Annotated in this window: 9 protein-coding genes; 3 read left to right on the plus strand and 6 right to left on the minus strand. The window is 60.8% G+C overall.

Annotated elements, in window-relative coordinates:
- Positions 1-395 precede the first annotated feature (395 nt).
- A complete protein-coding gene (locus DSC91_RS03880) occupies positions 396-1,289 on the plus strand; it encodes a hypothetical protein (protein ID WP_162831329.1) in 894 nt (297 codons plus the stop codon).
- Positions 1,290-1,428: 139 nt separating this feature from the next.
- Here the strand turns inward: DSC91_RS03880 and DSC91_RS03885 are convergent, their stop codons facing one another.
- Positions 1,429-2,265, minus strand: coding sequence for a methyltransferase regulatory domain-containing protein (locus DSC91_RS03885; RefSeq protein WP_229758285.1), 837 nt, complete (start codon positions 2,263-2,265; stop codon positions 1,429-1,431).
- A gap of 556 nt (positions 2,266-2,821) precedes the next feature.
- Between DSC91_RS03885 and DSC91_RS03890 the strand changes: the two genes are divergently transcribed.
- Positions 2,822-3,745 carry a class I SAM-dependent methyltransferase gene (locus DSC91_RS03890; RefSeq protein WP_162831330.1) on the plus strand — a complete coding sequence of 308 codons (924 nt, stop codon included), beginning with the start codon at positions 2,822-2,824 and terminating at the stop codon, positions 3,743-3,745.
- Between the two features lie 177 nt (positions 3,746-3,922).
- Here the strand turns inward: DSC91_RS03890 and DSC91_RS03895 are convergent, their stop codons facing one another.
- Positions 3,923-5,383 carry an NAD-dependent succinate-semialdehyde dehydrogenase gene (locus DSC91_RS03895; RefSeq protein ID WP_115776915.1) on the minus strand — a complete coding sequence of 487 codons (1,461 nt, stop codon included), beginning with the start codon at positions 5,381-5,383 and terminating at the stop codon, positions 3,923-3,925.
- Positions 5,384-6,226: 843 nt separating this feature from the next.
- Positions 6,227-7,510, minus strand: coding sequence for a 4-aminobutyrate--2-oxoglutarate transaminase (locus DSC91_RS03900; protein WP_115776916.1), 1,284 nt, complete (start codon positions 7,508-7,510; stop codon positions 6,227-6,229).
- Positions 7,511-7,648: 138 nt separating this feature from the next.
- On the opposite strand from DSC91_RS03900, the gene pdxR reads away from it, so the two are divergent.
- Complete coding sequence (gene pdxR / locus DSC91_RS03905; protein ID WP_115776917.1) at positions 7,649-9,160, plus strand: MocR-like pyridoxine biosynthesis transcription factor PdxR; 1,512 nt, start codon at positions 7,649-7,651, stop codon at positions 9,158-9,160.
- Between the two features lie 102 nt (positions 9,161-9,262).
- Here the strand turns inward: pdxR and DSC91_RS03910 are convergent, their stop codons facing one another.
- From DSC91_RS03910 to phnD, 3 genes are all read right to left on the minus strand, one after another.
- On the minus strand, positions 9,263-10,099 hold the full coding sequence (locus DSC91_RS03910) for a DMT family transporter (RefSeq protein ID WP_115779681.1): 837 nt from the start codon (positions 10,097-10,099) through the stop codon (positions 9,263-9,265).
- A gap of 275 nt (positions 10,100-10,374) precedes the next feature.
- The gene (gene phnE, locus DSC91_RS03915) at positions 10,375-11,217 is read right to left on the minus strand and encodes a phosphonate ABC transporter, permease protein PhnE (protein ID WP_115776918.1); all 843 of its coding nucleotides are present in this window, start codon (positions 11,215-11,217) and stop codon (positions 10,375-10,377) included.
- Positions 11,214-12,191 (minus strand): phosphonate ABC transporter substrate-binding protein, encoded by a 978-nt coding sequence (gene phnD / locus DSC91_RS03920; protein WP_115776919.1) that lies wholly within the window; start codon positions 12,189-12,191, stop codon positions 11,214-11,216. The genes phnE and phnD overlap by 4 nt, the downstream gene beginning before the upstream one ends.
- Positions 12,192-12,222 lie beyond the last annotated feature (31 nt).

The raw sequence follows: 12,222 nt of genomic DNA on the forward strand, positions 1-12,222 counted from the left end.
AGAGAACGTTGACCGGATAAACCCGCTTGCGCGTAGAAGCGTCTTTTTCATAAGACTGGCTTAAGGTTTCTCATCGCATTGAGAGCCGTCACCATTCAGTCACGCGCGCATGTTTCTATCTATTACGTTCCCTTACCGGCTACCTCGCAAATGACGGTGCCGCTGTCTTCCACCCCGCATACCTGTTTCAGGAGACGAACATGCCCAGCATACGATCAGTTTGTGCAGTAAGCCGCATTTCCAGTCGCACCGCGCTGGCATTCGCCGCACTCTGTTTCGCGGCTGGCGGCGCCGAAGCGCAAACCTCGGCGAAGCCGATAGTCACGCCGGGCTTTAGCCTGACTGTATTCGCGGCGGGCTCCGGCGGGTTGCTCAGCGGACCGGACTCACTGGCCGTGCTCGATGGTCACGTTTGGGTCGGCTATGCAAACAACGGTGCCCCGGATGGTTCGAATGGCGCGATGAGCGCGATAGTTGAATACTCGTCAGACGGCAGTGTCGTGAAGACTTACCAGGTCGCGGGACACAACGATGGCCTGAAAGTCAATCCGTACACGCGCGAGATCTGGGCGATGCAGAATGAGGATGCGAATCCAAACCTGGTCATAATAAATCCCGCCACCGGCCAGGCATCCAAACCGTATTCATTCGGCAAGACACTGCACGGCGGCGGTTACGATGACATCGTATTCAAGGACGGCCAAGCCTATTTCAGTGCGTCCAATCCCACTCTTAATGCTAGTGGTAAGAATACGGGGCCCGCGATTGTCCGCGTTGTGCACCTTGATGCAAGCACCTACACGATCGACATCACTCCGGTAATGCGCGGCACGTTGGACGCCAGCAACATTCCGTTTGGCACGGTGGCAACCCTCAACCTGACCGATCCGGATTCGATGACGCTGACGCCGTCGGGTGACGTGCTGCTCGATGATCAGGGAGATGGTCAGCTTGTACTGTTGCGCTCGTCGGGCGATGAACCGCGAGTGCAATATCTGCCGCTTCTCGGTAACGTGCAGGTTGACGACACGGTATTCGCCACTGCGCGACGGGGCTACCTGCTCGTGTCCGATACGAAGGCGAACATGGTGTACAAGATTAGTGCGAATGTCTGGCAGCGCGACGCGGCGTTCTCCGCATCGACGGGCGTGGCGGCTACGAGCGGTACGCCGGCGGTGCCGGCTTATGTCGGCCAACTTGATTTGCGTAGCGGAGCACTCCTTCCTTTGGTGACCAATCTGGTCAGCCCGCACGGCATGGCCTTTGTACCGACAGAGGACCAACAGTAACGGCCGCGCGTTGATTGCCGGACTACGTGGTCGCCGTAAGCAGTTTCGCGGCGATTGCGTTGGCCGAACGCCCGGCTGTCCGCTGGAGCGGACGCGGTCATGAAGGTAGCACGATCCGCTCGCCGACCGTATCGCTTCCTCAAGCGATTCCCAGTGCCTTCAATATCGGTAGATGTATTTCGGCAAAGCGATTCGCTTTCGCAATCAGATCGCTGCGGGTGTTCAGCGAGCTAACGGAAACACCTTCCATGGCATGAGCCGGCGTGGGGCTCGTGTGTAAAGCAGCTTCGGCGAATTCGGCCCATTGTGTGGGTTCCCTTAAATGACGTCGCCTCGCCAACAGGAAGAGCTGCGGCACACGTGGAATGAATACGCCCGATCCGGACACCGGACTGACCAGGAATTGTACGTCCCCATGCTGGAGCGCCTGTTCGCAAATGGCGGCGTTCAGCCTGTCCGATGACGGACGAGCGAGGTCAACGTGCGCCTCGTCCTGTACATTCAGCAACACGCCGGCCCCCGCTAGCAACGTCACCGCCTTGACGATGAAGGGGAACGTAATCCCAACTCCGCGGACGCTGTTTTCGATCACGGCGAGGCGTGCGGGTTGATGGCTGGCAAGCGCGTCGAGAATTGGACCATATGAGCTTTCCGGTAGCGTCGCTTCTCCCAACGCTCCGCGTACCGTCAGCAGGACCGAAGCTCTCGGTAGTGCCAGCAAGGCGCATTGAGCGGGGTTGAGATTGATTTCGTCAACGTGATCGCGATAGTCCGCAGAACAGTCATAGGTCAAACCGCTCGCGGCAAGCGATGATGTGACCTGCGAGAAAGTCATCGGCTGCCAGTCGCGATTGAAGTACTCATGTGCGAGGTAGTGCGTGTTCTCTTTGCACAATGCGTCGACACGTTCATCCAGCTGCGGGTTGACCACTGCGTAGCCGGGTTGCGTCGCAACCACGGTCTTGACGAAGTCCAATGCCGCTGCAATGTGCGTCCGGGCTTGCGTTTCGGCGGGCACACCGCTGTGTGCATTCAACCGCGCGCTCGCCTGGAAATGACAGTTCATCAATTCGCGCACGGGCAACATCGCGGCCCACCCGGGCTGGGTGTTATAGCTCATATACACGACGCCGCCGTCATTGAGTTTGCGTCGTATGAAATCGGCGATTAGCACACGGTTTTCGTCGGAAATCCAGCTCCAGATACCGTGCATGCCGATGAAATCAAAATTCGGCAAATCGTCTCGCGCACAGAATTCCGAGAAGCTTTCAGCGAACAATCTCGCCTGCGATCCGGCGCACTGTGTCAGTTGCCGTGCAAAGCTTGCATGCGACGGGTTGAAGTCGGTACCGAATGTTCCTATGCAGTTTCCCTTACGAATGACACTAATTCAGGTTCTCATAAGGTAACTTCCTTTACATTCATGCACCGATGGTGATGCACCCACGCTACCTGTCGGCTGATCTGGGATGAGGTTCGAGTCTTTGGTCATTCGATACACCTCGTTATCCAATCGAGATTCGTCCTTCTACATGAATAGCTCCGACGCCCAGCTGCAATCCGATGTGTGGTCCGACTGGTTGTTACATATTCGGCACGGAGGCGATCCAGGGCACGAACGAGCTCTCCACGACGAACTCAAACACCATATGGACCGCGTTCTGGCCGGCGCGAGGCTTACCCCTGGCATGACGCTCGCCGACATCGGTACCGGCGATGGGCTGATCGGTTTAAGCGCGATCGACCGCGTGGGCCCATCGCTGCGCGTGCTTATGACGGATATATCGGCACCTCTGCTTCGTCACACTGAAGCACTCGCAGTTCAGCGGAACATTCGGGATCAGTGCGTCTTCATCCAATGCTCCGCCGAATCGCTCGATGGCATTGAGGATGGCGCCGTCGATGCAGTCACGACACGAGCCGTTCTCGCGTATGTCCCGGACAAGATGGCCGCTCTGCGGGAATTTCATCGGATTCTCAGGCCCGGTGGCCGGCTATCGATCTCCGAACCGATTATGCGCGACGATGCAATCGAGGCAAGCTCGCTGCGGACAATCGTTGAAGGTCTGCCCGAGAAAGCCGGGGACAACTTCTTCCACCTGCTGCATCGCTGGAAATCCGCTCAGTTTCCCGATACTGAGGGAAAAATTGCTGCGAGTCCGATTGCCAACTACGGCGAACGCGATCTGGTTCGCTTCGCTTTAGATGCGGGGTTCGCGGATGTTCATATGGAGTTCCACATTGATGTCCGCCCCGCCGCGGTCGCCTCCTGGGACGTGCTCCTTGGCAGCTCGCCACACCCTTGGGCTCCGCGACTCGGCGACATTCTCGCGACGCAGTTCACGGTGGACGAACGACTATTCTTCGAACAGATCCTCCGCCCGCAAGTTGAAGGTCGCCGATTGGTCACGGCCGAGCGCACCGCTTACCTTACCGCGCTAAAGTCTCTTCGCTGACGCACATAGCTGCTTCCATCACCTGGCCCTCTCGGCGGCGGCGCAAAATAGAAAAGTGGAGTTCGCGCACGAACTGGTCCGCGCGCGAGGGGCACTTCAGTTAGGCTACGCGCAAACGGATTTCTGTCGGCGTAGCTTTCAGCGTAACTCCAATATTCGAGCCTTTACAGTAAAGGCTCAGATCCCGCCGACGCACATGTACTTGATCACGACGTAATCGTCGATGCCGTAGTGCGAACCTTCGCGGCCAAGACCGGATTGCTTGACGCCACCGAACGGCGCGACTTCGTTCGAAATCAGGCCGGTGTTGATACCCACCATGCCATATTCGAGCGCCTCAGCAACGCGCCAGACGCGGCCGATATCGCGGCTATAGAAGTACGACGCGAGGCCGAATTCCGTATCGTTGGCGAGGCGGATCACTTCTTCATCCGACGAGAAGCGGAACAGCGGCGCGAGCGGGCCGAAGGTTTCGTCGCGTGCGACCTTCATGGCCGGCGTGACATCGGCGAGCACGGTCGGTTCGAAGAAGCCGTGGCCGAGCGCATGGCGCTTGCCGCCGGTGACGATGCGAGCTCCTTTGGCGAGGGCGTCTTCGATATGCGATTCGACCTTGAGCACGGCGGCTTCGTTGATCAGCGGACCTTGCGTGACACCGTCTTCGGTGCCGCGGCCGACCTTGAGCTGTTCGACGGCGATGCGCAGTTTTTCGGCGAATGCGTCGTAGACTTTATCGTGCACGTAGAAGCGATTCGTGCAAACGCAGGTCTGGCCGCTATTGCGATATTTCGATGCGATGGCGCCCGCGACGGCCGCATCCAGATCCGCGTCTTCGAAGACGATGAACGGTGCGTTGCCACCGAGTTCGAGCGACACTTTCTTGACTGTCGGCGCGCACTGCGCCATTAGCAGACGGCCGACCGGCGTCGAACCGGTAAAGGACAGTTTGCGCACGATCGGATTGCCGGTCATTTCCGCACCGATGGCTTTCGGCTCGCCGGTGACGACGTTGAACACGCCGCGCGGCACACCGGCGCGCTCGGCCAGCACGGCGAGGGCGAGTGCCGAGAGCGGTGTGGCTTCGGCCGGCTTGACGATGATCGGGCAGCCTGCCGCGAGCGCCGGACCGACCTTGCGCGTGATCATGGCTGCCGGGAAATTCCACGGCGTGATGGCGGCGCAGACACCGATCGGTTCTTTCGTCACGACGATGCGTTTGTCGCCTGCCGGCGTGGGGATGGTGTCGCCGTTGACGCGTTTGCCTTCTTCCGCGAACCATTCCAGGAACGAGGCGGCGTAGAGGATTTCGCCTTTCGCTTCGGCGAGGGGCTTGCCTTGTTCCGTGGTCAGGATCTTTGCCAGATCGTCGGCGTTTTCCAGCATGAGGTCATGCCATTTGCGCAGGATCGTGGCTCGGTGTTTTGCCGTGGCGGCGCGCCATGCTGGCCATGCGGCGTTGGCTGTGTCGATCGCACGGCGGGTTTCGGTTTCGCCCATGCGGGGCACTGTGGCGATTGTTTCGCCTGTGGCGGGGTTTTTGACTTCGAATGTGGCGTTGTTGTCGGCGGATTGCCATTCGCCGGCTATGTAGGATTTTGTTTTTAGAAGGGAAGGGTCTTTTAGGTCTAGTGTCGGCATTTTTTGGGGGCTCCTGGGTTTTTGAATTTAGGTTTTTTGCCTGCGGGCGGCTTTTTTGGTTGTTTGCCTGCGGTGTTGGCCTTTCCTTGAATTGCTAGTGGTCTATTAGCGTTCGCCCCTGTGCGGGGCAGGCACCTACTTTCTTTGCCGCCGCAAAGAAAGTAGGCAAAGAAAGCGGCTCACACCGCTAATGCTAAGTGGGCACCGTAGCTCGCACGCGGTAGTGGTGCATCTGGAATCGGTGTTCGTGCCCCTGCACGTGCGTGTGACAAGGGCGTCATTCTTCCGGCGGCGCTGCGCGCGCCGAAGAGCACTTCATAAAACCACCCGCTACGTTTTCGCACTCGGGTTTTGATCGGGACTGCGACTCGCCGTTACATCGGCACCGCCACCGCCACTACCACTGAGACTACGCTGCACCGATGTTTCATTCGGTCGGCGAGTTCGCTCTTTCACTCGGTTGCGAAGCTCGTCTCCAAGATACTTGGGCACTTGCCGAGGCGAAGCCGACGGCCCCACTGACTTGAACCGAAGCCCCTGGTTTCCCATGCAGACCCGTCCGCGACGCACGTAGTGCGGAGTGGGAGCTGATGAGTCCTTTGTCACTAACGAATGAAGGTGCACGAGCACGGATTCCAGATGCACCACTACCGGTTGCGAACCACGGTGCCCGCTTAGCATTAGCGGTGTGAGCCGCTTTCTTTGCCTACTTTCTTTGCGGCGGCAAAGAAAGTAGGTGCCTGCCCCGCACAGGGGCGAACGCTAATAGACCACTAACAAATCAAGGAAAGGCACAAAAACCAGAACCACAGACAACAAAGCGCCGAGCAGGCAAAAAAACCATCAAACAGCTACAGCAACACTTTCCTTAAGCACAGCTTCAAGAATCCCCATCGCTTCATCAAAAACGGAGTCTTGAATAGTAAGCGGGAACAGGAACCGAACGACGTTCGAATAAACACCACAAACCAGCAGCAACAACCCGCGCTCAAGCGCCCGAGCCTGCACCCGCTTGGTGAAGTCCGCATCCGGCTCGGTGCCACCTGCCTTGCAGAACTCAACAGCAACCATCCCGCCCGGCCCACGCACGTCGGCGATCTGCGGAACCTCGCTCTGAAGCGCGATCAGCTTCGCCTTCACGCGGTCGCCCAACACCGTAGCCCGCTCGCAGAGCTTCTCTTCATCGATGATATCGAGCACAGCATGGGCGGACGCAACCGCCAGCGGGTTACCCGCGTAGGTGCCGCCCAGGCCGCCAGGCGCCGCGGCATCCATCAGATCGGCACGGCCGACCACACCCGACAACGGCATGCCGCCCGCGAGGCTCTTGGCCATCGTCGTCAGATCAGGCACCACGTCATAGTGATGCATCGCAAACAACTTCCCGGTACGGGCAAAGCCGGTCTGCACTTCGTCGGCAATCAGCAAAATGCCATGCTCGTTGCACAGCTTACGCAGCGCGCGAACGAACTCGGCCGGCGCCGGATAGAAACCGCCTTCGCCCTGAACCGGTTCGAAAATAATCGCCGCGACGCGCTTCGGGTCGATGTCGGCCTTGAACAGAAACTCAATGGCCTTCAGCGAATCGGCGGTTGTCACGCCGTGCAGCGGATTCGGGAACGGGGCGTGGAACACGTCCGCCGGGAACGGACCAAAGCCGATCTTGTACGGCGCAACCTTGCCGGTCAGCGCCATACCCATCATCGTGCGGCCATGGAAACCGCCGGTGAACGCGATCACGCCCGGACGGCCGGTCGCGGCTCGCGCAATCTTGATCGCGTTTTCGACGGCTTCGGCGCCAGTCGTGAAGAAGGCGGTCTTCTTCGGATAGTCGCCCGGCGCGCGCGCGTTGATCTTCTCAGCCAGCTCGACATACGACGCGTACGGCACGATCTGATAGGCGGTGTGCGTGAAATGATCGAGCTGGTCGCGGATCGCGGCCAGAATCTTCGGGTGACGGTGGCCGGTGTTGCATACCGCAATGCCCGCAGCGAAATCGATGAAACGGCGGCCTTCGACGTCCCACAGCTCGGCGTTCTCCGCGCGCTCGGCATAGAAATCGCACATCACGCCGACGCCGCGCGGTGTGGCGGCGTCCTTGCGGCTCTTCAGGTCAGCATTCTTCATGGTTATCTCCTTCGCTCCTCGGTTTTTGCGGGGGTGCCGCCTACGGACGCCGCACGCTCAGCGCAGCACATGCAGCGACTATAATGAGATTTGGCTCTTAACTTCAGAGCCATTTCAATAAAAATGTAGGAGCCAATCATGCGCGCGAGCGTTTTGTCCGACTGGCTGGCGCAGCGCCTCGACCGTGGCAACGGCCAGCCGATCTATCGTCAGCTGCATCGGCTGTTGCAGCAAGCGATTCTGTCGCGCGAGTTGCCGGCGGGCAGCAAGGTGCCGTCGTCGCGTTTGCTGGCGCAGGAATTGGGCATCGGGCGCAATACCGTTACGCAGGTGTACGAGCAGTTGGTGCTCGAAGGCTATGTGAGTTCGGCAACCGGCCGCGGCACGTTCGTCGCCGAAAGCGCGCCCGACGAGATCGTCGGCGTGCCCGACGCCGAGGCGCTGGCCGCGCCGCTCGAGTCGTTGCCGCCGCCGTTGCAGGCCAGCCGCGCGTTGTCGGCGCGGGGCGCGAGGCTCATCGCGGGGGCGGGCGTGTCGAAGCGGCAATGGGGCGCGTTCATGCCTGGCGTGCCGGATGTCACGAAGTTTCCGTCGCGCGTATGGAGCCGCCTGCACAACAAGTACTGGCGCCGGCCGCGCCCGGATTGGCTGACCTACGCGCCGGGTGGCGGCCTGGCCTCGCTGCGGCACGCGCTGGCCGACTATCTGCGTACGTCGCGTTCGGTGCGTTGCACGCCCGAGCAGATCATCGTCACGACCGGGATTCACCAGTCCGTCGACCTGGCGGTGCGTCTGCTGTCCGATCCGGGCGATCTCATCTGGACTGAGGACCCGTGCTATTGGGGCGTGCGCAGTGTGCTGCACGTGTCCGGCCTGCAGTCGCGGCCGATCGCCGTCGACGAAGAAGGCATCAATCCCTCTGCCGACGATCTGGCTCAGCCGCCGAAGCTGATGCTCGTCACGCCGTCGCATCAATATCCGCTCGGCATGGTGATGAGCCTCGCGCGGCGCCGCATGTTGCTGGAGTACGCGCGGCAGAACCAGTGCTGGATCATCGAGGACGACTATGACAGCGAATACCGCTACGGCAGCCGGCCGCTGGCGTCGCTGCAAGGTCTGGATCGATCCGGGCAGGTGATTTACGTGGGCAGCTTCGGCAAGACGCTGTTTCCGGGACTGCGCATCGGCTACCTGGTCGTGCCCGAAGCGCTGGCGGAGAGCTTTGCGACCGCGAGCGCGGAACTGTATCGGGAAGGGCAGTTGTTGCAGCAGGCGATGCTTGCCGAGTTCATCGCGGAAGGGCATTTCACGTCGCATATCCGCAAGATGCGCACGCTCTACGGCCAGCGTCGCCAGACCTTGCTGGATGCTGCCGCGCAGCGTTATGGCGACGCGCTGCCGGCGGTGGGCGGCGATGCCGGTTTGCATCTGGTGATGCAGTTGCCTGAAGGCAGCGATGACCGCGCGGTGGCTGCGGCGGCGCTGGAGCGCAATATCATCGTGCGACCGTTGTCGGGCTATTACGCGCAACCGGCGCTGGCGCCGTCGGGGCTGCTGATCGGCTATGCGTGTGTACCGGACGAGGAGATCGCACCGGCGTTCAATACGCTGGCTGATGCGATCGACGCGACGCTTGTGCAGTTCGCGTGAGCGGGGGGACGGTGCTCACGGCCTCAAAAGCGGCCTCAAAAGCGGCTTCAAAGCGGAGCAACGACGCGGCGACAATGCACATCAACATTGCGCCGCACCGCCTCAAATCCGGATCAACACAGCCCCCAGCGTCACCAGCGCGCATGCCACGATCCGCCGCGTGGTCAGCTTCTCCTGCATGAACAGCCAGCCGATCAGCACCGCGAAGATCGAACTGAGCTCACGCAGCGCGGACACCATCGCAATCGGCAGGTAGCGGTAGGCCTCGATGATCAGGCAATAAGCGGTCAATGCGAGCGCGCCGGACGCGATGCCCTTGAGCACCACCGTGCGGCCGATGAACAAGCCCTTTGCCCCGCCGCGCCAATGCCAGGCGAGCAGAAACTGCGGGACATTCCAGATCAGATAGACCCACATGATGTAGCTCAGGCCGTTGCCCGCCACGCGCGCGCCGATTCCGTCGACGACCGAATACGTCGCGATGAAGAAGCCGGTCAGGAGCGCGAACGGCACGCTTTCGCCGGAAAAATGCATGCCGCGGCGGAACGCCAGTGAAACGATGCCGAGCGACACCAGCGCCACGCCGATGGCCGCCAATGGCTTGAGCGATTCGTGCGCGAATACCAGCGCCCCGACGAATACGAGCATCGGCGAAAGACCGCGCGCAATCGGATAGATTTGCCCGAAATCGCCGCTCTTATAGGCGCGGATCAGTGCCAGCAGGTAGCCGAATTCGAGCACGACCGATGCGAAGATATAAGGCCACGCCGCCGGTTCAGGCAAGGGCAGCACGATCACACCGACCGCGCTGACGGCGAAATACGGAATCGCCATCATGCCGAGCAGCCAGACACGGTCTTCGGATAGATGCAGAAACGCGTTCCAGGTAGCGTGAAGGAGCGCGGAGAGCAGCACCAGCAAAACGACAAAGGTGTCCATCGAAGACCAGGGAGCGGGAATGAAAGGCCGGAAGCCGGCCGCAAGCACGTGATTATTCCAGCAGAACGCCGGAATGGCGGGGTGGACGACTAAAGTGAAGGGGCTTTATGTGGCAAATGCCGGTAATTTGTGGCGGCAAAAGCCCGCCGCCCAAACTCGGCGCAATGCTGGTGGGGCGGCTCGCTTACACCCTGGCACGCGGTAGCGAAGCCGCCTGAACGAGGGTTGGCGAAGCGCGTCTCGCCAACCCTCGGCATTCAGAAGTCGGGAAGCGGTCAGGTCACGCGTTCGCGCAACCACGCGGACGCCAGATCGATCACCGTCACGACGACGATTACCATGATCATCACCGCGGCCGTCTGCGCGTAATTGAACGAACGGATCGCCTCGTACAGCACCACGCCGATCCCACCCGCGCCGACCATGCCGACCACCATCGCCGAGCGCACGTTCGATTCGAAGCGATATAACGCGTACGAGATCCACAACGGCAGAACTTGCGGCAGCACGCCGTAAATGATTTCGTCGAGACTGGTCGCGCCGGTGGCGCGCACGCCTTCAGCCGGACGCGGATCGATTGCCTCCACCGCTTCGGCGAAGAGCTTGGCGAGCACGCCGGTGGTGTGCACCCACAACGCCAGCACGCCGGCGAACGGACCGAGTCCCACCGCGACGATGAACAGCATCGCGAAGACCATTTCATTGATCGCGCGGCATGCGTCCATCATGCGGCGCATGGGTTGCACGATCCACATCGGCGCCATGTTGTGAGCGGACATCAGTCCGCACGGCACGGCGCACACCAGCGAGAGAACGGTGCCCCAGACCGCCACCGACAGCGTCACAGCCATCTCGTGCAGATAGCTGCGCCATTCGGTGAAGTCCGGCGGAAAGAAGTCCTTGGCGAACTGGCCCATGTTGCCGGAGTCGGAGAACAGGTCGAGCGGACGCATGTCGGCGCCGTGCCAGGCGCCACCCAGCACGGCAAGCACGGCGATCCAGCCGATCAGCGACAGCCAGCCGCGCTTGCCTGCAGCGGGGGCGGCACGGCGCGCCGCCTGCGCGGCGAGCGCTTCGCTCGCGCGCGTGGGCGACGTGATCAGATCAACGGTGTTCATTGCTTGGCGATGGCGGTGTTGAGTGCGCTCAGCTTCGCGTCGAGCGCCGCCAGTTGGGTCTTGCGGTCGTCGTCGGAAAGATGCGTGTCGCTCTCGATCTTCTGCTTCTGCTGGAACAGCGCGACCTGGCGGATCGGCAGCAACTGCTCATCCGACGATGCCGCGAAGCCGGCGTAGCCCGTGATGGCAGCCATCACCGCTTTTTCATGCGGGTCGGTCTTGCCGTAGCCGAGGAAGAAGGTGCGGATCTTGTCCTTGGTGGCTTGCGGCAGATCCTTGCGCCACACCAGCGGGTCCGACGGAATCAGCGGCGAGGTCCACAGCACGCGGACCTGGGCGAACTTGTCCGGATGCTGCTTCTTCAGCGTGTCGAGCATCTCGGTGTTGTTGGTCGCGATGTCGACCTTGTTGTTCACCACAGCCAGCAGATTCGCTTCGTGGCTCGACGGCAGCACGGCCTTGAACGAGGTGTTGACCGGCGTGTTGTGCTGGGCGAACAGGTAGTAGCCGGGGATCAGCGTGCCCGAGGTGGAGTTCGGATCGCCGAAGCCGAGCGTGACGTCCTTCGTATTCTTAAACACGTCGTCGAGCGTCTTGAAGCGGCTGTTCACGTTGGTGATCAGCACCGACTTGTAACCCGCGTCGCCATTTACATACAGGACCTTCGCGAACACTTCGCCTTGCGAACGATCCACTGCTTCGATCGCCGACGCGTTGCCGAAATAGCCGACCTGTACCTTGTTAAAGCGCATGCCTTCGATGATGCCGGCGTAGTCGGTGGCGAAGAACGCCTTCACGTTCAGGCCGGTTTGCCTGTTCATGTCCGCGATCAGCGGTTCCCAGCGCTGTTTCAGCACGGAGGAGGAGTCGGTCGAGATGATGCCGAGGTTGATGTCCTCGGCTTGTGCCGCGACGGCGCAGGCGAATGCGGCCGCGCCGACGGTCAGCGTAATCAATGAACGCAGGAATTTCATCGCTTTGAGGTCCGGTTGAGTGAACAGAGTA

Origin of the sequence: Paraburkholderia caffeinilytica, assembly GCF_003368325.1 — a bacterium.
In the GTDB taxonomy this organism is placed as follows: Bacteria; Pseudomonadota; Gammaproteobacteria; order Burkholderiales; family Burkholderiaceae; genus Paraburkholderia; species Paraburkholderia caffeinilytica.

Bases quoted from the DNA above. Each gene is read 5' to 3' on its own strand.
- DSC91_RS03890 (WP_162831330.1), top strand. From the start codon at position 2,822: ATGAATAGCTCCGACGCCCAGCTGCAATCCGATGTGTGGTCCGACTGG.
- phnE (WP_115776918.1), bottom strand. From the start codon at position 11,217: ATGAACACCGTTGATCTGATCACGTCGCCCACGCGCGCGAGCGAAGCG.
- phnD (WP_115776919.1), bottom strand. From the start codon at position 12,191: ATGAAATTCCTGCGTTCATTGATTACGCTGACCGTCGGCGCGGCCGCA.
- DSC91_RS03895 (WP_115776915.1), bottom strand. From the start codon at position 5,383: ATGCCGACACTAGACCTAAAAGACCCTTCCCTTCTAAAAACAAAATCC.
- DSC91_RS03900 (WP_115776916.1), bottom strand. From the start codon at position 7,510: ATGAAGAATGCTGACCTGAAGAGCCGCAAGGACGCCGCCACACCGCGC.
- DSC91_RS03910 (WP_115779681.1), bottom strand. From the start codon at position 10,099: ATGGACACCTTTGTCGTTTTGCTGGTGCTGCTCTCCGCGCTCCTTCAC.
- pdxR (WP_115776917.1), top strand. From the start codon at position 7,649: ATGCGCGCGAGCGTTTTGTCCGACTGGCTGGCGCAGCGCCTCGACCGT.